The organism is Photobacterium aphoticum (assembly GCF_001029435.1).
GTDB lineage: Bacteria > Pseudomonadota > Gammaproteobacteria > Enterobacterales > Vibrionaceae > Photobacterium > Photobacterium aphoticum.
The window spans coordinates 48,644-74,865 of the sequence record NZ_LDOV01000020.1; the positions used below are offsets into that span (position 1 = coordinate 48,644).

A 26,222-nucleotide genomic window follows, 5' to 3' on the forward strand; every position below is an offset into this window, starting at 1 on the left:
GTTGCTCTCTCCGGCTCTTTTGTGGTTTGTTTTTATTCGCCCTTGCGGGTCGGTTTAGACACCATCACTATCATACTGCGGCCATTGACCAACACGCTATCGTCCAGATAAATCGGTGCCTTACCAACCGGATAAATATCATGTGGTGACGGCTTAGCGGTATTGATCATCACATGCCACTCACACCCTTTTCGGCTCGGCAAGGTAAAGGCCAGCGGATCCCAATAGGCATTGCACACCACATACAATTCATCTTGGGTGATCGGGTGATAGACAGTCAGAGCCAGTGAGTGAGAGTGCTCAGACCAATCCGGCTGATCCGGCTTCACGCCGTGCCAACGAATGCTGACATCTTCCAGTACCTCATTGAGGGAGATATGCATGTTCCAGTCAAAGACCGGTTCGGCGGTACGGATCTCGCTGAGTAAAGTGACAAACCGCATCAGATCGGCGTGTTTGTCCACCAGCGTCCAGTCCATCCAACTGAGCGGGTTATCCTGACAATAGGCGTTGTTATTGCCCTGCTGGGTGCGGCGAATTTCATCCCCCATGCTCAACATCGGTGTGCCTAATGACAAAAACAGCGTCGCCAACATGTTCTTGCACTGACGGTGACGCAGCGCTTCTATTTCTTGGTTGTCCGTCGGCCCTTCCACCCCGTAGTTACTCGACAGATTGTGGTTATCACCGTCACGGTTACCTTCGCCGTTGGCTAAGTTGTGCTTTTCGCTATAGCTCACCAAGTCATTCAAGGTGAACCCGTCGTGGGCACAGATAAAGTTCACGGAGCGGTGGGGCGAATGGTGGTAACGGCAGTAGATGTCAGGCGAGCCCAGCAAGCGGGAGGCAAAACGGCTGATACAGCCGCTATCACCGCGCCAGAAAGCCCGCACATCGTCGCGATACTTCCCGTTCCATTCGTTCCAGCGATCGCCAATAAAGGAGCCTACTTGGTACAACCCGGCCGCATCCCAGGCTTCGGCAATGATCTTGGTATTGCACAAAATCGGGTCGGAATCGATCGACCACAGCAGCGGCGGCTCCTGCATCGGATGGCCTTGGCTGTCACGCGACAACACCGAGGCCAAGTCAAACCGAAAGCCATCCACATGCATATCGGTCACCCAAAAATGCAGCGCATCAATGATCATACGGCGCAGCACACTGTGGTTGGCGTTGCAGGTATTGCCACAGCCGCTGTAGTTACGATAATGACCGTTGTCATGATCAATCAGGTAATACGCCCCGTTCTGTAACCCTTTAAAACAGAACGTCGGGCCGTGTTCATCCCCTTCTGCAGTATGGTTAAACACCACATCCAGAATCACTTCAATATCGGCATCGTGCAAGGCGCGCACCATAGTTTTGAACTCATCAATGGCGCTGAGCGGATCGTTCTCTACACTGTAGCCAGCATGTACCGCGAAGAAATTGATGGGACTGTATCCCCAGTAATTTTGTTTACCTTCCGGCGCATCGTCCACATCAAACTGCTGCACCGGCATCAACTCGACGGCGGTGACACCCAGTGATTTGAGGTACGGGATTTTCTCAATCACGCCGGCAAAGGTGCCGCGCAAATCAGGATCTACCCCCGAAGACGGATCACGGGTAAAGCCGCCAACGTGCATTTCATAGATGATGGTTTCCGTCAGGGAATGGCGGGGTGCCCGGGCTCCTTGCCAGTCAAAACCACGATGATCCACCACGATGCTTTTCATGCACGCATCCATGTTACTGTCCATGCCCATCGCACGCTCACGGGAGTACGTTTCCCCTAAGCGGATGGCATGACTGTACGGGTCGATCAGCATTTTTTTCGGGTTAAAGCGCAAGCCTTTTTCCGGGATCCACGGCCCGTCGACCTGAAACACATAGTGCTGGCCGTGCCCGATATTGCCGACAAAGATGGTCCAGTAGTGGCCGCGCTTGTGCAACGAGGGATCCAATTCAAAGGTGTGTTGCGGCTTTCGTGCCTCGGCATGAGAAAAGAGATGCAGCACCACACGGGTGGCATCTTTGGAATAGAGACTGAAATTCACCCCATCCGCCTGTACAGAAGCGCCGAGCGGATGTGCTTCACCCTGCAAGGTGTAATGGGATTTTTCAGCGGCCAGCATACGGCTTAATGCGGCGGTAGATTCATGGGTCAGGGTGTCTTTCATCAGTCTGCGCTCCTTGGCTGGATGAATCCTATACCCAAACGACCGCACGCTGCCGGATATAGACCTACCTCAAAATAGTAGACCGATTCCGTTTTGTCGGACTAATACTGCGCGCACAAATGCACACGTGGCATTTCACAAAACCAAAAAAAAGCCGCCACAATCGTGACGGCTTCGTCTGTTTTCATCTGCCGGCGCAGATCGGCCATAAAAGGCCGAACAAAAACAGGGGCGAATTAGTGTTCGCGAGTCGCGCGGAAATCCACTTCAGGGAAACGCTCTTTGGCCAGGTTCAGGTTAACCATGGTTGGCGCGATGTAAGTCAGGTTGTCACCGCCATCAAGGGCAAGGTTCGCCTGGTTCTTACGTTTGAAGTCTTCAAACTTCTTCACGTCACCACATTCAACCCAACGCGCTGTCGCCACGTTCACACCTTCGTAGATCGCTTCTACGTTGTATTCTGACTTCAAGCGAGCCACAACCACGTCGAACTGAAGCACACCCACCGCACCTACGATCAGATCGTTGTTCTGCAGCGGACGGAATACCTGTACGGCGCCTTCTTCAGACAGCTGTACCAGACCTTTTAGCAACTGCTTTTGCTTCAGTGGATCTTTCAGACGAATACGACGGAACAATTCAGGGGCGAAGTTTGGAATGCCCGAGAACTTCAGTGCTTCACCTTGAGTGAAGGTATCACCGATCTGAATAGTACCGTGGTTGTGCAGACCAATGATGTCACCGGCATACGCATTTTCTGCGCGTGAACGGTCACCGGCCATGAAGGTTACCGCATCAGAAATGCTCACCTGCTTGCCAAGACGCACGTGGTTCATCTTCATGCCTTGGGTGTACGTACCCGACACAATACGCATGAACGCAATACGGTCACGGTGTTTTGGATCCATGTTTGCCTGGATCTTGAACACGAAACCGGAGAATTTATCTTCAGTTGCTTCGACTTCACGCTCAACCGCTTGACGGGTTTTCGGCGCTGGCGCCCACTCCGTCAAACCGTCTAGCATGTGGTCTACACCGAAGTTACCCAATGCAGTACCGAAGTAAACAGGGGTCAGCTCACCGGTCAGGAACGCTTCATGATCAAATTCCGCGCAAGCACCCATCACCAGTTCCAGCTCATCACGTACGCTGGCAGCCAGGCTTTCACCCACTTTCTCATCCAGCTCTGGGTTATCCAGACCTTTGATGATACGTACTTCCTGGATTTCATGGCCGTGACCTGATTCATACAAAATCGTCTCGTCACGATGAATGTGGTAAACACCTTTAAACTCTTTACCACAACCGATTGGCCACGTAATTGGTGCACACATCATGCCCAATTCGTTTTCCACTTCGTCCAGTACTTCCATTGGATCACGCACGTCACGGTCCAATTTGTTCATGAAGGTAACGATAGGTGTGTCACGCAGACGCGTTACTTCCATCAACTTACGGGTACGATCCTCGACACCTTTCGCGGCGTCGATCACCATCAAACAGGAGTCAACCGCCGTTAGTGTACGGTAGGTATCTTCTGAGAAGTCTTCGTGTCCCGGAGTATCTAGCAGGTTAACCAGACAGTCGTTGTAAGGGAACTGCATCACAGACGTGGTAACCGAGATACCACGTTCTTTTTCCATCTCCATCCAGTCAGATTTTGCATGCTGGTTAGAGCCACGACCTTTAACCGTACCGGCTTTCTGGATCGCGTTTCCGAATAACAGTACTTTTTCAGTAATGGTTGTTTTACCCGCATCCGGGTGAGAAATGATGGCAAACGTACGACGTTTGTTCACTTCAGAAAGAAAAGACATAAGCGTTGATAATCCTGTGAGAGATTTCAATAATCGAACTGCGTCCCACCAGCCAGTGCATGGCGGCGGGGCGACGCGCTTCTAATACCCGAATCCACATCATTCACGTGTCTCTGCACAGGCAGAGCGGGAGGTAGAAGCATAAAGATGGCGGAATTATACGCAAACTCCACCAAAAGAGACAGCGATAAGACGCCTCGGTGTTGGGGTAAACCGTGCCGAAGGTTACATCACCAGATACGTCATGATCAACGCATCTTCCCGACCGTTTTCTGCCGGGTAATACCCCTCACGGCGGTTAATTTCGTTAAAACCAAGCGATTCATACAACTGGTAAGCACGGGTGTTACTTTCGCGCACTTCCAGCCAGATCTCTTCGGCGTTACGCGCTTCCAGTAACGCAATAAAGCCTTCCAGCAAGGTTTTACCCATGCCTTTGCCCTGCCACGCCGGATCAATGGCGATATTCAGCAAGGTCGCTTCACCGGCCACCAACTGCCCGAAGCAATAGCCGACTAACTGGCCATCCACTTCTAACGCGCAGTTTAAGGCGATTTTATTCGGCTCTTTGCGGATCAAGGATTCCGCCCACGGGTAAGCGTGTGCCGCTTGCTCAATGCGCCACACATCATCAAGGTGATGGGGCGCCAGTAATACGATGTTATGTGTCATAAGAACAGATCTGTTGCCATAGGGCTTTTTTACTACTTGGATTGGTGTGCATTTGCGCCAGCGAGGTTGAGGTCAGTAACTGACACCCAGCCGGATGCACAACGTCACAACCGGCGACCCAGCACCAGGTTAAATGGTGCTCGCGGATCTGCTCCACCGCAGCCGGTGGCAAGCTTAATGCCTGCTCAGGCGTGAGTTTCATGCTGCTCAGAATACGGCCAAACAGCCAGCGGTCATGCTCATCCAATTCATCCTCACAGACAAAGAGCAACTGGCAAGAGGGTGGCAAATCAATAGCGGGCAAATCGCGTCCCGGATAAAAATCCGGCTTACGGACTTGCCAGTAGGTCAGCCCCATCTCTTGCATGAGCTGTAAATCTCGCTGTTTCATTCACTCACCTTCATGCTGTTCAGTCTGGCGGGTGATACTACCAGATCCAAACGAAAACTCGCTAAAGAGACGCAAAAAAAATACCACCCAGAGGTGGTATTTCTCGCTGTGTGCATCGGCCACGTGTGCGTCCGACGTCTTACCTGGCTTACAGCTCGGCAAATTCCGGACAGTACGCCAAGGTACCGTGCTTGCCGGCCAAGTGATCAGGCAGTAACTCCAGCACCATGAAAGCCTCTTCCGGTACCGGCCACTGGCACGCCAAACCGTGTGCCGCTGCCGGAGTAAAGCCGGCTTTCGGGTAGTAATCGCTGTGCCCCAACACCACAATCACCGGATAACCCAGCTCCGCCAAGGTCTGCTTCGCTTCTTCCATCAACGCCAATCCCACGCCTTGACGCTGATAGTCAGGATGCACCGCTAACGGTGCCAGCCCTTGCCAGTATTCGTCTTCTCCGTCACGGGTCACCGGACTGAAGAACACATGACCAATCACTTCCCCTTCATCGGTGCACGCCACCAATGACAGGGTACGGTTGCCGTTTTCACGCAAACGCATGACCAATTTCGCTTCCGCTTCCGTCTCAAACACGGTTTTCAGCAGACGGTCAATCGGCAGAATATCGGCTGGCGCTTCCGATCTAATGAGCATTCATCACCTCTTTGCGATCTGCAGAGCTCTGCAGGCCTTTTTGAATGAAATCGGCTGACTGATTCAGCACAAATTTCACAGGGGCTGGCAGTGAATCCAAATCGATGCTATCCATCAGGTTTTTCACTTCCAGGCCTAATTCTGTGTCGCCTTCAATGCGCAGACGACGCTGGAAGAACAAGGTGTCCGGATCTTCTTTGCGCGCGGCAATCAATACCAGATCATTACACTCGCCACTGAAGCTCACGTCTTCCTGTTCAACATGCTCCGACACCACCAGCTGCTCGTTTTGGTAGCTGATGTACCAGCGCAGATCCAGATCCCTCACTTCGACTTTTAACCAACGATCTTCCAAAAACTCGAAATCACCGTCTTCCAGGGCTTCTTTGAAAACCATGGCCAGGCCTTCCAGCATCACTTTCTTCTGAATGGCAAACGGCGTCAGTTTCGCCGGTACACGTAAAAACGCTGGGCCATGTTGAACCAGCTGTTGTCTTAGTTGAGCAATCACTATTAATCTTTTCCTGTATAGGTCGCATGGGACTCTTGATTGTATGGCAAGAAAGGGCCGCAATTTTATGCCTTGAGTCAAAAAATACGGTTTTCATGCTGCAAAGTTTGGGATAACCACTAGCAGGCAGGGTATAGTAATAAAAAATACACTTGGCGCCTTGTTCTTTGGCGAACAGCTACATACGGATATCCCTTTCATACCATGCCGACAGAGCAACTCCATTACTGGTTTCCCTTACTGACTGATAATAGTCCTTTTCTCTTCGCAGTCTTAGATCAACAGCACAACTACCTCGCTGTCAACAACCGCTACTGTGAAATCAGCGGGCTGGAACGCCACGAGCTGATCGGGCTCAATGATAACGATACCCTCGGCCCGACCTTTTATCGCACCCTTTCTCCGTATTATCAACGGGCATTTGCCGGAGAAACGGTCGAAGGGGAAGTGGTGCTCGATGACAGCCGTCATGACACCAGCATGCATTTCAGCCTTTCGCCCCTGCGCAGTACCGACGGTCAGATCCAGCATGTGGTGCTGCACTGCGCCGATACCTCGGAGCGGCAGGTGCTGGTCAACACGATTCAAGAGCTGGAAAAGCAACTGCAAGTGATCAACCAGATGATGCATGAAGGGTGCTGCATCGTCGAAGAAAACACCATTATCTCGGCCAACGCCAATGCCGCCCAGCTGCTGGGGTTTGAGTCGGTGGCCGATCTGCAAGGAACCGATCTGGGGAAATTGCTGGTCGATGGCAATAACAAGCCCATTCAAAAAGCCCAGTTGCAATCGCTCAGCAGAGGCGAAAGCCGCAACTGCCAAACCAGCCCCTACTGCCCGGCCCAGCGTGCACTGCGTTTATCCGCCGCACCGATCCCACTACTGGGCACCCCTGCCCGCCTGATCTTACTGCAAGACAACAGCCAGCAACTGAGCAAACAAGACAAGCTGGAGCATCTGGTGCACACCGATCCGCTGACCGGCATGCTCAACCGCCACGGGTTCAGCCGCAAGCTCGAGCAGACCATCAAGCAGGACGTGCCGTTCTTTATGCTCTATCTGGACATTGATAACTTCAAAAATATCAATGATTCACTGGGCCATCACATTGGCGATCAGGTGTTGCAGGAGATCGGAAAACGTCTGGTGCGCATGCTGCCTGACACGGCCATCATCGGCCATTTGAGCGGCGATGAATTTGCCATTTTGCTGCCCAACCCAGAACACCACAAAGTGGGCGATCTTACGGCAGCGCAAGTCATTGCCCTGATCAACCAGCCGTTTAACCTGCACCACTTCAGCAAGCACTTAGCCTGCTCTATCGGCATGGTCAGCTTCCCGGGCGACGGCAATGATGCCCGCATCCTGCTGCAAAATGCCGATACCGCCATGTATGAGGCGAAAAACCGGGGCCGTAACCGCGCCGTGACCTTCAGTGAAGAGATGAACAAAGAAGCGCGCATGCAGCTGTGGCTGGAAATTGAACTGCAAAAAGCGCTGCAAAATAACGGCTTGGAAGTGTGGTACCAGCCCAAAGTGAACGCGCGCGATTTTGCCATTGACGGAGCCGAAGCCTTGGTGCGCTGGAAGCACCCGGTGGAAGGCTATATCAGCCCGGCCCAGTTTATTCCGGTGGCCGAGCGTGCCGGTTTGATCGATCAGCTGGGGCAAGTGGTGATGCGCGAAGTGTTTACCACGGTGAAACAGTGGAAATCTCAGGGCTTGCTGACCGGTCGCGTGGCGATCAACCTCTCCCCGCAGCAGTTTGGTAACCCGAACCTGATCAAGTTTGTCGACCGCCTGCATAAGTCCATTGGCGTGAACCCTAACGACATTACCTTTGAGCTGACCGAAAGTGCGGTGATGAGCGATGGCGAGCATACCATTCAGATGCTCAATGCGATTAAGAAGCTCGGCTTTTCATTGTCGATTGATGACTTCGGCACCGGCTATTCGTCCCTGTCGTATTTGGCCCGTTTCCCGCTGGATGAGCTGAAGATTGACCGCGCCTTTATTCAGGACATCGACAATGTGCCCAAACAGCTGACACTGATTGAAAACATCATCAACCTGGGTAAAGCGCTGAACATGAGCGTGGTGGCCGAAGGGGTCGAAACCCGCCAGCAGGCGACCTTGCTGTCTAACCTGCACTGTAACTCCATTCAGGGCTTCCACTTCTACAAGCCGCTGCCCAAAGATGAGTTAGAGACCATTTTGCATAAGCACACCAATCACTAACCCCCATTATTGGTAAGTTAGACTCAATAAAAATGCAAAATAAGTTGTCCTAAATCAACAAAACCTGCCTGACATCAAAACACGGGGGCCGCGCGCCCCCTATATTTGCGCCATGACTTTATTTCCAGACTGGTAGAAAACAGCACTATGGAGCTACTTTGCCCTGCCGGGAACCTTCCGGCGCTGAAAACGGCCATTGATAATGGCGCAGACGCGGTATACATCGGCTTTAAAGATGATACGAACGCCCGCCATTTTGCCGGCTTGAATTTTACAGGACGTAAACTTGAAAAAGCCGTGCAGTATGTACGCGACCACGACCGTAAACTGCATGTGGCCCTCAATACTTTTGCCCACCCTGACGGGTTTGACCGCTGGCGTACGGCGGTAGATACCGCTGCGTCAATGGGCGTGGATGCGTTGATCGTGGCAGACATTGCCGTGCTTGACTACGCCGCCACCAAATATCCGGATCTGGAATTGCACCTGTCTGTACAAGCCTCTGCCACCAACACGGCGGCGATTGACTTCTACAAGCAGAACTTCAATGTAAAACGTGTGGTACTGCCACGCGTGTTATCGATTCACCAAGTGAAGCAGCTGGCCCGTAACACCGATATGGAACTGGAAGTGTTTGCCTTTGGTAGCTTGTGCATCATGTCGGAAGGCCGTTGTTACCTGTCATCGTACATGACCGGTGAATCACCAAACACTGTCGGTGCGTGTTCGCCGGCTAAATTCGTGCGCTGGCAGGAAACCCCACAAGGGTTGGAATCCCGCCTGAACGAAGTGCTGATCGACCGCTATGCCGCTGGCGAGAACGCCGGTTACCCGACGCTGTGTAAAGGCCGTTTTGATGTCAACCTGGAAGGCATTGACCGTCGTTACCATGCCCTGGAAGAGCCAACCAGCCTGAACACGCTGGAAATTCTGCCAGAGCTGTTCAAAGCCAATATTGCGTCCGTGAAAATTGAAGGTCGCCAGCGCAGCCCGGCGTACGTGGAACAAGTCACCAAAACGTGGCGCGCCGCGATTGACCGTTACAAGGCCAATCCTGAAGGCTACAGCGTTGAACCGGCGTGGAATGCGTGTCTGGGTAATGTCTCTGAAGGTAAACAAACCACTCTCGGTGCTTACCACCGTAAATGGCAATAAGGAGCCAACATGAAATACGCCCTTGGCCCCCTACTGTACTTTTGGCCAAAAACTGACGTTGAAGCGTTTTACCAGCAGGCGAAAGAAGCCAACACCGACATCATCTATCTGGGTGAAACCGTGTGCTCTAAGCGTCGTGAATTAAAGCCGGCTGACTGGTTTGCGATTGCCAAAGACATCTCTGCCACTGGCAAGCAAGTGGTGCTATCGACCATGGCCTTGCTGGAAGCGCCAAGCGAAGTCAATGTCATGAAAAAGTACATTGATAACGGCGACTTCATTGTGGAAGCCAACGACGTGTCAGCGATCCAGCTGGCCCATGAAAAGCGCGTGCCGTTTGTGGTTGGCCCGGCTGTGAACTGCTACAACGCGCAGACGCTGAACCTGTTTTTGAAAAAAGGCATGGTGCGTTGGTGTATGCCGGTTGAGCTGTCACGCCAGTGGCTGCAAAACGTGGTTGCCGAGTGTGAGCAGATGAGGATCCGCGATCAGTTTGAAACAGAAGTGTTCAGCTACGGTTACCTGCCACTGGCTTACTCAGCACGCTGCTTTACCGCGCGCGCTGAAGATAAAGCCAAAGATGACTGCGAAACCTGCTGTATCAAGTACCCGAACGGCATTACGGTGAACAGCCAGGAAGCGCAGAAAGTGTTTACCCTGAACGGCATTCAGACCCAGTCTGGCTACTGCTACAACCTGATCAACGATCAGCTAGGCATGGCTGGTTTGGTGGATGTTGTGCGCTTGAGCCCATTGGGTATCGACACGCTTTCACTGGTGGATGACTTCCGTGCCAACCAACAAGGTCAACAGCGTCATACCCTGGCAGACGGCCATCACTGTAACGGTTACTGGCATAACCTGGCTGGCCTGAACATCGAGTCGTAATCCGTCCTCCATATAAAAACACATGTCAGGCCGAGATACGCACAAATAAAAAGCCGCCCGTGACACCACGGGCGGCTTTTTTAATTCGTCAGATTGGGGCGCTAACCCGGCCAATCACGATGCGGCAGAGTTACTGCGCGGCCTCGCTTTCGCTGTTCACGTCCAAGACTGCATCAAACTGCTGTTGCTCATTAATGGCAGCCTGCAAACGGCTCAATTCCAGCAGAGCAAAACGGTGCTCCACAAACTCATACACGTTGCCGGCTAAGGCCAACTTGTACAGCATCAGGGCGGTGCCGTAGTCTTTGTTGTGGAAATACAGCTTACCCATGTAGAAATAAGCTTCCGTCAGCCGCTCTGCCAACAGGGCATTATCTTCACTGTCGAGCGCAATCTGGTTAAGGAATTGGGTTTCGGTAATGTCGTTTAAGTACCAACGAACGATCTGCCAACCCCAGTCCTGCTTATCGCTGTTGTCGTAACGCAGACGCAGTTTCTCCTGCGCTTTCACCGGATCTTGTTCCAGCTCAACCAGATACAACCAAATCACACGGTAAGGATCATTGATGTTCTGCTGGTAATGGGCGTTCAAATCCTCAAACGCCAAATCGTAACGGCCACCGTAGTACAGGGCAATACCGCGATTACGCTGGGCAAACGGGTGATGGATATTGAGCTCTAAGCTGGAATCAAACGCCTCATAGGCGGCATCAAAATGCGCGCTCTGCGTGAAATACACCCCGAGAATGTTGAAAACATCCGGTTGATCCGGCTTAAAAGAGAGCGACTGATTAAAGTCTAAACGGGCCAAATCACGCAAGCCCAAGCTATCATGCAACAACCCGCGCTCATAATACATTTGTGCCAACGTATCATCGCTTAAGTCATTACGACGCAATAACTGATCGATACGTGCTAGCTGAATTTGTTCTTGAATGGTTGGCTGGAATGGCACGGCCATAGGCGGCTGCGCCCATTGTGGCTGGGACGATGAACAACCCGCCAGTAACGCGACCATGGCGATACAGGCCAGTTTAATCCGATTTGCAATCAATGCCGTTCTCCCTCAGTGAGACGCCTTATGTCTAGCATATACGATCGTAGCGCAAGCATGGCGGCGATAACGGTAATAATAAAAAAGGGGCTTAATAGCCCCTTTATATCATGCTTTTAGCAAAAAGCCTTATGCTTCTGGCTTGTCTTCAGCGGCAGCTGCTGGATTTTGTTCTTCAGCGGCTTCTTTCATGCTTAGACGGATACGGCCCTGACGGTCGATCTCAAGTACTTTAACTTGAACTTCCTGACCCATTTCAAGGTGATCAGCCACTTTCTCAATACGCTCCTGAGAGATTTGAGAAATGTGAACCAGACCTTCTTTCGCACCGATAACAGAAACGAACGCACCGAAGTCAACGATACGCATTACTTTACCTGTGTAGATACGGCCTACTTCAACGTCAGCAGTGATTTCTTCGATACGGCGGATTGCTTCTTGTGCTGCAGTCCCTTCGGTTGCTGCGATCTTCACAGTACCGTCGTCTTCGATTTCAATCGTTGTGCCTGTTTCTTCTGTTAGCGCACGAATTACCGCACCACCCTTACCGATCACGTCTTTGATCTTCTCAGGGTTAATCTTCATGGTGTGGATACGTGGTGCAAACTGAGAGATCTCTTCGCGTGGTGCATTGATTGCCTGATCCATTACGCTAAGGATGTGCGTACGCGCGCCTTTAGCTTGGTTCAGAGCGATCTGCATGATCTCTTTAGTGATACCTTCGATCTTGATATCCATCTGCAGTGCAGTGATACCGTCATCAGTACCCGCTACTTTGAAGTCCATGTCACCTAGGTGGTCTTCATCACCCAGGATGTCAGAAAGAACAACGAAATCGTCGCCTTCTTTCACAAGACCCATCGCGATACCCGCAACAGATTTCTTGATTGGCACACCTGCATCCATAAGAGCAAGAGACGTACCACATACAGATGCCATTGAAGAAGAACCGTTAGATTCAGTGATTTCCGATACTACACGCACTGTGTATGGGAATTCATCAACAGTTGGCATAACTGCAGCAATACCACGCTTAGCCAGTTTACCGTGGCCGATTTCACGACGCTTCGGAGAACCTACGAAACCTGTCTCGCCCACACAGTATGGAGGGAAGTTGTAGTGTAGTAGGAAGTGATCTTTACGCTCGCCAGTCAGCTCGTCGATGATCTGTGCATCACGCTGTGTACCCAGAGTCGCTGTTACTAGCGCCTGTGTTTCACCACGAGTGAACAGAGAAGAACCGTGTGTACGTGGCAGTACGCCAGTACGTACGTCTAGTGCACGAACCATGTCTTTTTCACGGCCGTCGATACGTGGGTTGCCAGCGATGATACGGCTACGTACCACTTTCTTCTCTAGCGAACCTAGCATGCCACGGATTTCACGCTCATCTAGCGCTTCGTCTTCAGCAAGTAGTGCTTCCACTACGTCGTTCTTGATTGCGCCAACTTGCTCGTAACGCGCCATCTTTTCAGTGATCTGGTAAGCGTCAGCCAGACGTGCTTCTGCTTTCTCAGCAACACGTGCTTTCAGTTCAGTGTTAACAACTGGTGCAACCCATTCCCAAGCAGGAGTCGCTACTTCTGCTGCGAATTCGTTGATTGCGTTGATAACAACTTGCTGCTGATCGTGACCAAATACTACTGCTTGTAGCATTTGCTCTTCAGTCAGACGGTCTGCTTCAGATTCAACCATCAGTACTGCGCTTTCAGTACCTGCAACAACAAGGTCTAGCTTGCTTTCGCCTAGTTCAGTGTTGCTTGGGTTCAATACGAACTGATCGTTGATGAAACCTACGCGTGCTGCACCGATTGGGCCGTTGAACGGAATGCCCGAAATCGCAAGTGCTGCAGAAGTCGCGATCATCGTGATGATGTCTGGCTGTACGTCTGGGTTCACAGAAACCACAGTCGCAATTACCTGTACTTCATTTTTGAATGAATCTGGGAATAGCGGACGGATTGGACGGTCGATAAGACGTGCAGTCAGCGTTTCGCCTTCTGAAGGACGGCCTTCACGCTTGAAGAAACCACCAGGGATTTTACCTGCAGCGTAAGTACGCTCTTGGTAGTTTACTGTCAGAGGGAAAAAGTCCTGACCTTCAACTGCTTCTTTTTTACCAACAACAGATACGAATACAGACGTATCGTCCATGCTAGCCATTACAGCAGCTGTCGCTTGACGAGCCATTACACCAGTTTCAAGGGTAACCGTGTGGTTACCGTACTGGAAAGTCTTTACGATAGGATTCACGTGAATTTCCTTAATTATTCCGCTTTTTATTTGCGCCGTTAAGTATATCTGACACAAAGAAAAGCGTCATGTGATGAAAAGCAATTTACGGCAATTTCACGTATCGCGACTAATGAAAATTCTTATTTCGGGAAGAACTGTCATTAGTCGCGACCACTGGGTCGACGAAAACGACTCGTGATAGGGCATAAACTGCAGATAAAAAGAAAGGAGCCATAAGGCTCCTTTCTAAAAGCAATCTTAGCGACGTAGGCCTAGACGCTTGATTAGGTCTTGGTAACGATCTAGGTTCTTACCTTTTAGGTAGTCTAGAAGTTTACGACGACGAGAAACCATGCGTAGTAGACCGCGACGGCTGTGGTGGTCGTGTTTGTGGTTAGCAAAGTGACCTTGAAGGTGGTTGATCTGTGCTGTTAGCAAAGCAACCTGAACTTCAGGAGAACCAGTGTCGTTTTCGCACTGCGCGTATTCAGCAACGATTGCTGCTTTAGTTTCTGCATTCAGAGACATAACTCATTCCTAATACAAAATTGTTTTTAACTTGTGTCAGCCAATCTCTGATTCAGCCGACACCCGAACCGCGGATTATACGTGGAGGCCGATTGGACTACAAGTGAATAATCACACAACAGACGCGGATTAAGAAAAAGAGAGAAACTGAGGTGAGGAACGAATCTACAGGGACGAGGAAAAGAAAAAGCAAAGGCGAGTTGCGAGAAATGCTTCGCGCCGAGTTAGGGCGAAAAAAAGGACGGGGACGAGTCAGCGAGTTTCGAGGAAAAGCTGAGCTCTGATCTTATAAAACCGTCTCTGTAAATGTAAATCAATCAAAAAAAATGGTTCCATGATGTAATCACAGAACCATTCAATCAGGGCGTTACCAAAGAGCCTCAGGATCAAAGAACCGCTTTTCCGCTCTTCCTCGTCCCTAGCCCCTTAATACTCACAACCTTATTCCGCTTGCTCGTTCGCCATCACACGCTTTGGTGCCAGACGACCGTCACGGTCAATCACACCGACGCCGATGAACTCACGGGACTCGCCCACGGTAATACGCACTTGCGTGCCTTCCGCCGGCACAGTACCCGCATTCACTGGGTTACCGTGCAGAATGTACACCGCCGATGCCGGTACAATGTTCACTTCAGGAAGATCTTGCACTGCCGTATCGGTTGGCAGCAACAATGGATCCAGCAGCTCACCCGGGGCAATGTCTTGCGCCTTGGCTTGCTCTAGCAGGGCTTCCAGTTGCTCAAGGGTCACCATGCGCTCTACCGGGTAGTGAGACACACCGGTACGACGCAAGTAAGTCACGTGTGCACCGCAGCCTAGCATTTCCCCAAGATCATCAACGATGGTACGGATGTAGGTGCCTTTTGACACATGCAGTTCCATCTCCACTTCGTTGTTGCTAAAGCGCAGCAAATCCACTGAGTAAACGGTGATTTTGCGTGACTCACGCGGCACTTCAATCCCCTCGCGGGCATATTCGTACAGCTTACGACCTTGGTATTTCAGCGCCGAGTACATCGACGGGATCTGATCCGTCGTGCCACGGAACTTGGCAATGCAACGCTCCAGCTGACCACGGTCAACCTTCACTTCACGGGTTTCCACCACTTCACCGTCAGAGTCTGACGTGTCCGTACGCTCACCTAATTTGGCAACCACACGGTAACGCTTGTCTGAATCAAGCAGGAACTGGGAAAACTTCGTCGCTTCACCAAAGCAGATTGGCAACATACCGGTAGCCAGCGGATCCAATGCACCCGTATGACCGGCTTTTTGCGCAAAGAAGATACGCTTTACTTTTTGCAGGACATCATTCGAGCTGAATCCTGTTGGCTTATCCAGCAGGATCACACCATCGATTGGACGGCCCTTACGACGACGTGCCATGGATTACTCCTCGTCTTTCGACTGAGGTTCATCACCACGGCGTTCTTCATCATCACGTACTGCTTTCGACACAAGGTTAGAAATACGCATACCTTCAGTCAGAGACTTATCGAAGATGAAGTTTAGCTCTGGCGTCACACGTAGACGAATTTCTTTGCCTAGTAGGGAACGGATGTACGGTGCCATTTCACGCAGTGCCGCTAGACTTTCTTCTGCTGTCTGCTCGCCCACAGTAAAGAAGGTCACGTACACTTTTGCGTAGTTCATATCACGAGATACATCCACACTTGAAATGGTTGTCATACCAATGCGTGAATCTTTAATTTCGCGCTGCAAGATCACCGCTAGCTCTTTTTGTAGCTGCTGGGCAACACGTTGCGTGCGGCTGAATTCTTTTGACATGCAAGTCCTCTCTTAGAGATCACTCTCTTGAAAGAATGGGGAGCCGAAGCTCCCCATAATATTAGTTGTTATAAAACAGCTTGTAGTTCACGAAAATTAATCAAGCGTACGCTGGATTTCGATGATTTCGTAAACTTCGATCTGGTCACCCACGCGAACATCGTTGTAGTTCTTAACGCCGATACCACACTCGTAGCCGTTCTTCACTTCTTGTACGTCATCTTTGAAACGACGTAGTGATTCTAGCTCACCTTCGTAGATAACCACGTTATCACGCAGTACGCGGATTGGGTTGCTACGCTTGATGGTACCTTCAGTCACCATACAACCTGCGATTGCGCCCAGTTTCGGTGACTTAAATACGTCACGTACTTCAGCAAGACCAATGATCTCTTGCTTGAATTCTGGAGACAGCATACCGCCCATCGCCGCTTTAACTTCGTCGATTAGCTGGTAGATGATTGAGTAGTAACGAAGATCTAGGTTCTCAGTTTCGATTGTCTTACGTGCAGATGCATCAGCACGTACGTTGAAACCAAGTACGATCGCGTTAGAAGCTGCAGCAAGTACCGCGTCAGTTTCGGTGATACCACCTACACCTGAACCTACGATGTTTACTTTCACTTCGTCAGTAGACAACTTACGTAGTGAGTCAGCAATCGCTTCTACAGAACCCTGTACGTCAGCTTTCAGTACAACGTTCAGTTCAGCGACTTCACCGGCAGCCATGTTAGAGAACATGTTTTCCAGTTTCGCTTTCTGCTGGCGAGCCAGTTTCACGTCACGGAATTTGCCTTGACGGTATAGTGCTACTTCACGCGCTTTACGCTCGTCACGTACCACTGTCGCTTCGTCACCTGATGATGGCACGCCAGACAGACCTAGGATCTCAACTGGGATAGATGGACCTGCAGATTCAATCTCACGACCTAGCTCATCACGCATCGCACGTACTCGACCGTGCTCTAGACCACAAAGAACGATGTCGCCCTTACGTAGCGTACCTTCCTGAACAAGAACAGTCGCAACAGGACCACGGCCTTTATCTAGACGTGATTCAACCACAACACCCTTCGCCATGCCTTCTTGAACTGCAGTCAGTTCAAGAATTTCAGCTTGCAGAAGGATAGCTTCAAGTAGGCCATCAATGTTCGTACCCTGCTTCGCAGAGATGTGAACGAACATGTTTTCGCCGCCCCACTCTTCAGGCATAACGTCGTACTGAGCTAGCTCATTCTTAACGTTGTCTGGGTTTGCGTCTTCTTTATCGATCTTGTTCACAGCAACGATTAGCGGTACACCTGCCGCTTTCGCGTGCTGGATTGCTTCGATTGTCTGTGGCATTACACCATCGTCCGCAGCAACAACAAGAACAACGATATCCGTTGCCTGTGCACCACGTGCACGCATTGCGGTAAACGCGGCGTGTCCCGGTGTATCTAGGAAGGTGATCATACCGTTGTCAGTTTCAACGTGGTATGCACCGATGTGCTGGGTAATACCGCCCGCTTCGCCCGCTGCAACGTGTGCTTTACGGATGTAGTCAAGGGTAGATGTCTTACCGTGGTCAACGTGACCCATGATGGTCACAACTGGCGCACGTGGAACCGCTACAAGGTCAGCATCGCGGTCAGACAGAACGGCTTCTTCAAGCTCGTTTTCTTTACGCAGGATAACTTTGTGGCCCATTTCTTCTGCAACCAGTGCCGCCGTTTCTTGGTCGATCACTTGGTTGATAGTCGCCATGGCACCCATCTTCATCATCACTTTGATAACTTCAACGCCTTTAACAGACATCTTGTTAGCCAGTTCAGATACAACGATAGTTTCGCCAATTACCACGTCTTGTTTAGCAACGGTCGCTGTTTTGTCGAAGCCGTGCTGCATAGACGTTGGTTTAGCCATCTGCTTACCACGACCACCGCGCTGATTGCGGCCACCGCGTGCGTTCGCATTGCGATCGTCTTGCTTAGCAGCTGGTTTCTTTTTCTTACGACGACGAGCGCCTTCTTCTTTACGATCTTGTTCGTCTTCCGCCGCGCGCGCGTAGGTTGACGTTGTAGTATGGTAGTCTGTTTTATCCATATTACCTTTTTCCTGGTCAGCCTGTGACCAGTTCTTTTCGTTCATTTCTGCCATTTTGCGTGCCTCTTCTAGCTGACGCTGACTCTCTTCTTCGGCTTTACGCTTGGCTTCCTCTTCCCGGCGACGTTGTAGCGCCTCGGCATCTATCTTAGCCTGTTCATCAGCGGCGGCGCGTTTGGCTTTTTCTTCAGCCAATCGCTTTTCTTCAGTGTTACGCTTCTGCTTTTCCTCAGCATCACGCTTCACTTTCTGTTCTGCATCTTGCTTAGCCTGTTCTTCAGCTAAACGCGTTTCTTGAGCAGCGCGTTGTGCGGCTTCTTCAGCCTCACGCTTAGCTTGCTCTTCAGCTTCACGCTTGGCAGCTTCTTCGGCTGCTCGCTGAGCGGCAAGTTCTGCTTCACGCACAGCGGTATCTTCCGCTAGACGCTTCGCTTCTTCCGCGGCACGCTGTTCTTCTTCAAGCGCAGATCGCTTAACGTAGGTGCGCTTTTTGCGCACTTCTACCTGAACACTTTTATTCTTGCCACCAGAGCCCGAAACACTCAGCGTGCTTCGGGTCTTACGTTGCAAAGTAAGGCGTGTAGGGGCCTCGCCAGTGCTGCTTTCACCACCATGTTCTTTCTTCAGGTGGACAAGCAGCGCCTGTTTTTCTTTTTGGCTTACGCTATCTTCAGCTTTCTTGCTAATACCAGCATCGGCAAACTGTTGAAGCAAACGGTCAATCTGCGTGCCGATTTCCTCGGCTAATGCTTTAACTGTAACCTCTGACATGCTGCTCCTCCCTTGCGATTAATATTTTTTAAGCTTCGTCACTGAACCAGCAGATGTTACGAGCAGCCATGATTAGCTCGCCCGCTTTTGCTTCATCTAGGCCTTCGATGTCAGTCAGATCATCGGTACCCTGATCAGCAAGATCTTCCAGTGTGCATACGCCTTTCGCAGCCAGTTTGAACGCAAGTTCACGTTCTAGACCTTCAAGACCTAGCAGATCTTCTGCAGGCTCTAGACCTTCGAACTGCTCTTCTTGTGCAAGGGCAAGCGTGGTTAGCGCTTCTTTTGCACGGTCACGTAGAGCGTTTACAGTGTCTTCATCCAGACCGTCAACCGCCATTAGCTCAGCAACAGGTACGTAAGCAATTTCTTCTAGCGTAGTGAAACCTTCTTCAACCAGTACCGTTGCGAAGTCTTCATCGATGTCTAGGTGCTTAGTGAACGCTTCGATTGACTCTTGCGCTTCTTCAGCATGCTTCTTCTGTAGATCTTCTACAGTCATTACGTTCAGTTCCCAGCCAGTTAGCTGAGAGGCTAGACGAATGTTCTGACCGCTACGGCCGATTGCTTGAGCAAGGTTGTCCTTCTCTACAGCAATGTCCATAGTGTGGTTGTCTTCATCAACGATGATAGAGCTCACTTCAGCCGGAGCCATTGCGTTGATCACGTACTGTGCTGGGTTTTCGTCCCAAAGTACGATATCGATACGCTCGCCGCCTAGCTCACCAGATACAGCCTGAACACGCGCACCGCGCATACCCACACATGCACCCACTGGGTCAATACGCTTGTCGTTGGTTTTCACTGCGATTTTCGCACGAGAACCTGGATCACGCGCCGCGCCCATCAGTTCGATCATCTCTTCGCCGATTTCTGGCACTTCGATGCGGAACAGTTCAGACAGCATGTCTGGCTTAGAGCGGGTCATGAATAGCTGGAAACCACGCGCTTCTGGGCGTACAGCATACAGCAAACCACGAACACGGTCACCTGGACGGAAGTTTTCACGAGGTAGCTGATCGTCACGTAGGATAACCGCTTCTGCGTTGCTACCCAGGTCGATGATCACAGCATCACGGTTCACTTTCTTAACCACACCGGTGATTAGCTCACCTTCGTTGTCGATGAACTGCTCAACGATCTGTGCGCGCTCAGCTTCACGTACTTTCTGTACGATCACTTGCTTCGCCGTCTGCGTGGTAATACGGTCAAACGTTACAGATTGGATTTCTTCTTCAACAAAACCACCTAGTTCGATAGTTTCATCGTCGTACTGCGCCGCTTCAATGGTCATTTCTAGCGTAGGTTGAGTCACCTCTTCTACCGCTTTCCAGCGACGGAAGGTTTCAAATTCGCCTGTTTTACGGTCGATTTGAACGCGTACATCAATTTCTGCTTCGTGTTTTTTCTTTGTTGCTGTTGCCAGCGCGATCTCTAGTGCTTCGAAGATACGCTCACGAGGAACAGCTTTTTCGTTGGATACCGCTTCAACGACAGCCAAGATTTCTTTGTTCATTTCTAATGCCCCAATTTAGCGGTTAGAACTTTGGAACCAGGTTGGCCTTGGAAATATTGCTCAGTGCAAATGTTTCTTCATTGCCATCAACGTTTAATGTGACAAGCTCACCGTCAACGGTCACGATGTCACCTTTCCACTTACGACGGTTGCCCATCGCCATTTTCAACACCAGGCTGACCTCGTGGCCAATAAACTGTTGGTAATGTGCGGCTTTAAATAGCGGCCTTTCTAGACCAGGGGAGGAAACCTCCAGGTGGTAAGCAACAGTAATTGGATCTTCAACGTCCATTACTGCACTGATCTGGCGGCTCACTTCAGCACAATCTTCAACGGTAATACCGTTTTCGTGATCGATAAAAACACGCAGTGTGGAGTGCTCACCGGCACGGATAAATTCCAAACCGACTAACTCATAGCCTGTTGCCGTTACTGGCGCTTCAAGCAGTTCGGTTAATTGCATCTCTAAAGCTGTCAAGACAACCCCCCGGAAACAAAAAAAGGGCTATAAAGCCCAGGAGATATCTGAATGGTCATATTTCAGATAATAAAAAACCCCGAATTACGGGGTTTAATATCACTGGACCCTGAATACCAAAGCAGTGACGCTGTGGTAGAAAAAACAAGCTTCATTAAGAATAGTTGTTTTTTCGGAAAGTGGTTGCGGGGGCTGGATTTGAACCAACGACCTTCGGGTTATGAGCCCGACGAGCTACCAAGCTGCTCCACCCCGCGTCCGTAATCTGGCGATGATTATATCGCTCAGAGGTTACTCTTTCAAGTGAGTAACGGAATAATGGTGCCGAGAAGGGGACTTGAACCCCTACACCTTACGGCACTAGCACCTCATGCTAGCGTGTCTACCAATTTCACCATCTCGGCTAAAATCTGAAGTTACTGAGGAATGTCACTGTTAACGGGTGCAGTCTCAGTTTTTTCAATTACTTGCTCAGTTGCTGGGGCACCTAGGTTTTCCCAACCGCTGGTTTCATTTGCTTGCTTGGCACTCATGTTGCCCAGTACAAGACTGATAATGAAGAAAATTGTTGCAAGAATTGCGGTCATTCGGGTTAAAAAGTTACCGGAGCCGCTTGCGCCAAACAGTGTACCTGATGCGCCTGCGCCGAATGAAGCTCCCATATCTGCGCCTTTACCTTGTTGAACCAGTACTAGGCCAATTACACCAAGCGCAGCCAACAGATAAATCACAAGTAGAATTTCGTACATGTTTCCACCTATGGTTAAATTGTTGTGCCGGCTTTGCCAACAAAGCAGTGCCAGCGCACCCCTTCCCTCAGGAGCGGGATGAATACTAACGAAACCGCTTTACAGTGACAAGTAAAATTTCATGAAAAAGTCTACGCCATGAATTACTTGTCGAACTTTTAGACAAAACCAGCACTAAGTTTAGGATTATCAGCAGTTATCTTTCACTGCCTGAGCAATCTGCAATGCAGACGCTTGTACCAAATCAGCATCTTCCCCTTCCACCATCACGCGGATCAACGGTTCTGTGCCAGACTTGCGAAGCAACACACGTCCCTTCTCTCCCAGTTTAGCTTCTACGGCTGCTTGTGCCGCCAAAACTGCCTCAGATTCAAGCGGGTTGCTCTCACCAGCGAAACGAACATTTTCCAGTACTTGTGGGTACATGGTCATGCCATCGGCCAGCTCTTTCAGTGACATCTTACTACCAACAATCGATGCCATCACCTGCAATGCAGCAACAATGCCGTCACCGGTGGTCACTTTATCGAGCAAAATCACGTGGCCAGAGTTTTCTGCACCAATAAGCCAACCGTGGTTTTGTAGCTCTTCCATCACGTAGCGGTCACCCACTTTCGCGCGAACGAACGGAATACCCAGGTTTTTCAGGGCATTTTCCATACCTAGGTTGGTCATCAGTGTACCAACCACGCCGCCTTTTAGCTCACCACGGCGCAGGGCATCACGGGCAATGATGTAGGCAATCTGATCACCATCAATCTTGTTGCCTTCTTCGTCCACCATGATAAGACGGTCGCCGTCACCATCCAGCGCCACACCAAAGTCCGCTTTTTCTTCCACAACTTTGGCTTGCAGTGCCGCCACATCTGTCGCGCCCACTTTATCGTTGATGTTGGTGCCGTTTGGCTCACAACCGATAGTGATCACTTCCGCACCCAACTCTTTAAAGACGTTAGGGGCAATGTGGTACGTGGCACCGTGCGCACAGTCCACCACAATTTTGTAGCCCGCCAAATCGTATTTGGTTGGGAAAGTGCCTTTACAGAACTCGATGTAACGGCCCGCCGCATCGTTAATACGGTACGCTTTACCCAACAGGGCAGATTCCACACACGTCAGCGGCTTTTCCATCTCTTCTTCAATGGCCATTTCCACTTCATCCGGCAGCTTGGTGCCTTCTGAGGAGAAGAATTTGATGCCATTGTCGTAGTACGGGTTGTGCGATGCAGAAATCACGATACCGGCTTCTGCACGGAAAGTGCGCGTCAGGTAAGCCACCGCAGGGGTTGGCATTGGGCCTGTGAACGCCGCTTGCAAGCCTGCTGCCGCGAGGCCCGCTTCCAATGCAGATTCCAGCATGTAACCAGAAATACGCGTATCTTTACCAATGATGACCTTACGTGTACCTTGTTTGGCCAAAACACGGCCTGCCGCCCAACCTAGCTTCAAAACAAAGTCCGGCGTGATCGGTGCCTGACCGACTAAACCACGTACGCCATCCGTACCAAAGAACTTACGTTCTGTCATGATTCGCTCCTAGCAAATTTTATTAACCCGCGCGTCTTCGTCTTACTGCCTGCATGGCTCGATTAACGTTGTGATAAGGTCATTTCACACACTTTAAGCACATCGACCGTTTCAACCGCATCATGAACGCGAATGATCTGCGCCCCTTTCATTGCGGCAATCGCGGCACACGCCAAGCTCCCTGCAAGACACTCCGCCGGTTTTTTATCTAATAATTTAAAGATCATCGATTTACGGGACATCCCCACCAACAAGGGTAGACCGAAACGATGAAAATCGTCCAAATGCGCAAGCAATTGATAATTGTGTTCGAGGGTTTTACCAAATCCGTAACCCGGATCCAGCAATAACTGAGATCGAGGGATCCCGACCGCTTCACACGCGGCCACTCGCTCCGCCAAAAACTCACCCACGTCCGCAATCACGTCGTGGTAAGTCGGCTGAGCTTGCATTGTACGTGGTTGCCCCTGCATATGCATCAAGCAAATCGGCACACCCGCTGCTGCTGCCGCCTCTAGCGCGCCCGGCTCTTGCAGTGCACGCACATCATTGATCAGATCCGCACCGGCCTTGACCGCTTCTGTCATCACAGCGGCTTTGCTGGTATCAATGGAAATCCAGCAATCAAATCGCTGACGAATGGCTTCAATCACTGGGAGCACGCGCGCAAGCTCTTCACTCTCGCTGACTTCTGCCGCGCCCGGACGGGTAGACTCTCCGCCGATATCCAAAATGCTGGTACCGGCCAAGACCATGCGTTCTGCATGACGCAAAGCGTTGTCCAGCTGATTAAACTGACCGCCATCAGAAAAGGAATCGGGGGTGAAGTTGAGGATCCCCATGGTATGAGGACGGCTTAAATCGAGGGTTTTGGCTTTACTGGTCAATATCACAGGCGGTGTCTCCCTAAATCTGCCCGGCTAAATGGCCGACACAACGCGCGGGCCAGAAAACAGGGTCAATAAAAAACCCCGACCTAGGCCGGGGTTTGGTATAGCGTGAATGCGATTAAGCTTGTGGCTTATCGTCTTCGTTGTTGCGAAGTGATGTCGCTTCAGGCGCTTGTGCGTCTGTGGTTTCCGCTTCCGCTTTTGGCTCTGACTTGGTTACGTCAACCGCCGCTGCTTTTAGCGTATCGCCTTCATCACCCCAGCCTTTTGGTGCGCGGATTTCAGTCTTGCGCTCCATCAGATCGTCGATCTGGCCGGCATCAATGGTTTCGTACTTCATCAACGCATCTTTCATTGCATGCATGATATCCATGTTTTGCTCAAGGATTTCACGCGCACGCTCGTAGTTGCGGTCGATGATAGCGCGCACTTCGTCGTCGATCAGCTTGGCTGTGTCGTCAGACATGTGCTTGCTTTGCGTTACGCTACGACCCAGGAATACTTCACCTTCGTCTTCTGCGTACAGCAATGGACCCAGCTTCTCAGAGAAGCCCCACTGCGTCACCATCTTACGCGCAATGTCTGTTGCACGTTCGATATCGTTAGACGCACCGGTTGATACCTTGTCCACACCGTAAATCAGCTCTTCAGCCAAACGACCGCCGTACAGGCTAGAGATCATTGACTCCAAGAACTCACGTGAGTGACTCACACGATCTTGCTCAGGCAAGTACATGGTCACACCCAGCGCACGGCCACGTGGAATGATAGACACTTTGTAAACCGGATCGTGATCAGGTACCAGGCGACCGATAATCGCGTGACCAGCTTCGTGGTAAGCGGTGGATTCTTTCTGATCTTCAGACATCACCATCGACTTACGCTCTGCACCCATCATGATCTTGTCTTTAGCGAGTTCAAACTCCACCATCGACACGGTACGCTTGTTACCACGCGCAGCAAATAGCGCCGCTTCGTTCACAAGGTTAGCCAGATCGGCACCCGAGAAGCCCGGAGTACCACGTGCAATCAGTTCAGGTTTCACATCACCGTCCAGTGGCACTTTACGCATGTGCACTTTCAGGATTTGTTCACGGCCACGTACATCCGGCAAACCTACCACTACCTGACGGTCGAAACGGCCAGGACGCAATAGTGCAGGGTCAAGTACGTCAGGACGGTTGGTCGCGGCAATCACGATGATGCCTTCGTTACCTTCAAAACCATCCATCTCAACCAGCATCTGGTTCAGGGTTTGCTCACGCTCATCGTGACCACCACCGACACCAGCACCACGCTGACGACCGACGGCATCGATTTCATCGATAAAGATGATACATGGCGCGGCTTTCTTCGCTTGTTCGAACATGTCACGAACACGGGACGCACCCACACCCACGAACATTTCAACGAAGTCAGAACCAGAAATCGTAAAGAACGGTACTTTTGCTTCACCAGCAATCGCTTTGGCCAGCAAGGTTTTACCTGTACCCGGAGGACCGACCATCAAGACACCCGTTGGGATCTTACCGCCCAGTTTCTGGAAACGGCTTGGATCGCGCAGGTAGTCTACCAGCTCTTTCACGTCCTCTTTTGCTTCATCACAGCCCGCCACGTCCGCAAAGGTTGTTTTGATCTGATCTTCGCTCATCATGCGGGCCTTGGATTTACCAAACGACATGGCACCTTTGCCACCGCCGCCCTGCATTTGGCGCATAAAGAAAATCCAGACACCGATGAGAAGCAGCATCGGGAACCAAGAGATAAATATAGAAGCGAGTAGGCTTTGTTCCTCAGGAGGCGTACCCATCACTTTTACATCAGCGTTAATAAGGTCGTCTAACAGCTTTTGATCGTTATAGACTGGCAGATAAGTGACGTATCGCGTGTTATTACTTTTGGTGACAGTAATCTCACGATCATTGAATCGAACTTCCTTTATCTCGCCCTTCCCGATTTCACGGACAAATGTTGTGTAGTCGACTTGACGGCCAGCATTGTCACCAGGCCCGAAGCTCTGAAAAACAGACATCAGAACCACAGCGATAACCAACCACAGAATCAAGTTTTTTGCCATGTCACTCAAGGTGTTAACCTCGCGATAACTAA

21 protein-coding genes and 2 tRNA genes are annotated in these 26,222 nt (G+C 50.8%); 3 read left to right on the top strand and 20 right to left on the bottom strand.

The annotated features are described in order from the left end of the window. Positions 1 to 32 precede the first annotated feature (32 nt). The 6 genes from glgX to ubiT form a co-directional block, all read right to left on the bottom strand. Positions 33 to 2,165 (bottom strand): glycogen debranching protein GlgX, encoded by a 2,133-nt coding sequence (gene glgX / locus ABT58_RS10870; protein WP_082211069.1) that lies wholly within the window; start codon positions 2,163 to 2,165, stop codon positions 33 to 35. A 236-nt stretch (positions 2,166 to 2,401) separates the two neighbouring features. Further along, a complete protein-coding gene (prfC, locus tag ABT58_RS10875) occupies positions 2,402 to 3,982 on the bottom strand; it encodes a peptide chain release factor 3 (RefSeq protein ID WP_047874435.1) in 1,581 nt (526 codons plus the stop codon). Between the two features lie 225 nt (positions 3,983 to 4,207). After that, a complete protein-coding gene (gene rimI / locus ABT58_RS10880; protein ID WP_047874436.1) occupies positions 4,208 to 4,654 on the bottom strand; it encodes a ribosomal protein S18-alanine N-acetyltransferase in 447 nt (148 codons plus the stop codon). Beyond that, positions 4,644 to 5,045 (bottom strand): DNA polymerase III subunit psi, encoded by a 402-nt coding sequence (locus ABT58_RS10885; protein ID WP_047874437.1) that lies wholly within the window; start codon positions 5,043 to 5,045, stop codon positions 4,644 to 4,646. Before ABT58_RS10885 ends, rimI begins: the two co-directional genes overlap by 11 nt. A 148-nt stretch (positions 5,046 to 5,193) precedes the next feature. Beyond that, positions 5,194 to 5,697 carry a GNAT family N-acetyltransferase gene (locus tag ABT58_RS10890; protein ID WP_047874438.1) on the bottom strand — a complete coding sequence of 168 codons (504 nt, stop codon included), beginning with the start codon at positions 5,695 to 5,697 and terminating at the stop codon, positions 5,194 to 5,196. Further along, a complete protein-coding gene (gene ubiT / locus ABT58_RS10895) occupies positions 5,687 to 6,208 on the bottom strand; it encodes a ubiquinone anaerobic biosynthesis accessory factor UbiT (protein ID WP_047874439.1) in 522 nt (173 codons plus the stop codon). Before ubiT ends, ABT58_RS10890 begins: the two co-directional genes overlap by 11 nt. Before the next feature lie 204 nt (positions 6,209 to 6,412). Between ubiT and ABT58_RS10900 the strand changes: the two genes are divergently transcribed. From ABT58_RS10900 to ABT58_RS10910, 3 genes are all read left to right on the top strand, one after another. Further along, positions 6,413 to 8,446, top strand: a complete 2,034-nt coding sequence (locus tag ABT58_RS10900; RefSeq protein WP_047874440.1) for a sensor domain-containing protein — start codon at positions 6,413 to 6,415, stop codon at positions 8,444 to 8,446. A 147-nt stretch (positions 8,447 to 8,593) separates the two neighbouring features. Continuing rightward, complete coding sequence (gene ubiU / locus ABT58_RS10905; RefSeq protein WP_047874441.1) at positions 8,594 to 9,601, top strand: ubiquinone anaerobic biosynthesis protein UbiU; 1,008 nt, start codon at positions 8,594 to 8,596, stop codon at positions 9,599 to 9,601. 9 nt (positions 9,602 to 9,610) lie between these two features. After that, on the top strand, positions 9,611 to 10,489 hold the full coding sequence (locus ABT58_RS10910) for a U32 family peptidase (protein ID WP_047874442.1): 879 nt from the start codon (positions 9,611 to 9,613) through the stop codon (positions 10,487 to 10,489). Between the two features lie 130 nt (positions 10,490 to 10,619). Here ABT58_RS10910 and nlpI read toward each other — a convergent pair whose 3' ends face one another. The 14 genes from nlpI to ftsH all read right to left on the bottom strand — a co-directional run bounded on the left by nlpI (position 10,620) and on the right by ftsH (position 26,190). Further along, complete coding sequence (gene nlpI, locus ABT58_RS10915; RefSeq protein WP_082211070.1) at positions 10,620 to 11,543, bottom strand: lipoprotein NlpI; 924 nt, start codon at positions 11,541 to 11,543, stop codon at positions 10,620 to 10,622. A 129-nt stretch (positions 11,544 to 11,672) separates the two neighbouring features. Then, positions 11,673 to 13,796: a polyribonucleotide nucleotidyltransferase gene (gene pnp / locus ABT58_RS10920; RefSeq protein WP_047874443.1), complete on the bottom strand. Its 2,124-nt coding sequence runs from the start codon at positions 13,794 to 13,796 to the stop codon at positions 11,673 to 11,675. Positions 13,797 to 14,036: 240 nt separating this feature from the next. Then, positions 14,037 to 14,306 (bottom strand): 30S ribosomal protein S15, encoded by a 270-nt coding sequence (gene rpsO, locus ABT58_RS10925; RefSeq protein WP_005369538.1) that lies wholly within the window; start codon positions 14,304 to 14,306, stop codon positions 14,037 to 14,039. 441 nt (positions 14,307 to 14,747) lie between these two features. Then, entirely contained in the window at positions 14,748 to 15,695 is a 948-nt protein-coding gene (gene truB / locus ABT58_RS10930; RefSeq protein ID WP_047874444.1) for a tRNA pseudouridine(55) synthase TruB, read from the bottom strand. 3 nt (positions 15,696 to 15,698) lie between these two features. Further along, complete coding sequence (gene rbfA / locus ABT58_RS10935; RefSeq protein WP_047874445.1) at positions 15,699 to 16,097, bottom strand: 30S ribosome-binding factor RbfA; 399 nt, start codon at positions 16,095 to 16,097, stop codon at positions 15,699 to 15,701. A 96-nt stretch (positions 16,098 to 16,193) separates the two neighbouring features. Beyond that, positions 16,194 to 18,953, bottom strand: coding sequence for a translation initiation factor IF-2 (infB, locus tag ABT58_RS10940; RefSeq protein WP_047874446.1), 2,760 nt, complete (start codon positions 18,951 to 18,953; stop codon positions 16,194 to 16,196). Positions 18,954 to 18,981: 28 nt separating this feature from the next. Beyond that, positions 18,982 to 20,469 (bottom strand): transcription termination factor NusA, encoded by a 1,488-nt coding sequence (gene nusA / locus ABT58_RS10945; protein ID WP_047874447.1) that lies wholly within the window; start codon positions 20,467 to 20,469, stop codon positions 18,982 to 18,984. Between the two features lie 22 nt (positions 20,470 to 20,491). Then, positions 20,492 to 20,947 carry a ribosome maturation factor RimP gene (rimP, locus tag ABT58_RS10950; RefSeq protein WP_047874448.1) on the bottom strand — a complete coding sequence of 152 codons (456 nt, stop codon included), beginning with the start codon at positions 20,945 to 20,947 and terminating at the stop codon, positions 20,492 to 20,494. 180 nt (positions 20,948 to 21,127) lie between these two features. Then, positions 21,128 to 21,204: transfer RNA gene (locus tag ABT58_RS10955), tRNA-Met, on the bottom strand. A 62-nt stretch (positions 21,205 to 21,266) separates the two neighbouring features. After that, positions 21,267 to 21,351 (bottom strand) — tRNA-Leu (locus tag ABT58_RS10960). Positions 21,352 to 21,363: 12 nt separating this feature from the next. After that, positions 21,364 to 21,696: a preprotein translocase subunit SecG gene (gene secG, locus ABT58_RS10965; protein ID WP_047874449.1), complete on the bottom strand. Its 333-nt coding sequence runs from the start codon at positions 21,694 to 21,696 to the stop codon at positions 21,364 to 21,366. Positions 21,697 to 21,885: 189 nt separating this feature from the next. After that, positions 21,886 to 23,223, bottom strand: coding sequence for a phosphoglucosamine mutase (glmM, locus tag ABT58_RS10970; protein ID WP_047874450.1), 1,338 nt, complete (start codon positions 23,221 to 23,223; stop codon positions 21,886 to 21,888). A gap of 62 nt (positions 23,224 to 23,285) precedes the next feature. Next, entirely contained in the window at positions 23,286 to 24,116 is an 831-nt protein-coding gene (folP, locus tag ABT58_RS10975; RefSeq protein WP_047874451.1) for a dihydropteroate synthase, read from the bottom strand. A 115-nt stretch (positions 24,117 to 24,231) separates the two neighbouring features. After that, complete coding sequence (gene ftsH / locus ABT58_RS10980; protein WP_047874452.1) at positions 24,232 to 26,190, bottom strand: ATP-dependent zinc metalloprotease FtsH; 1,959 nt, start codon at positions 26,188 to 26,190, stop codon at positions 24,232 to 24,234. Positions 26,191 to 26,222: the final 32 nt, after the last annotated feature.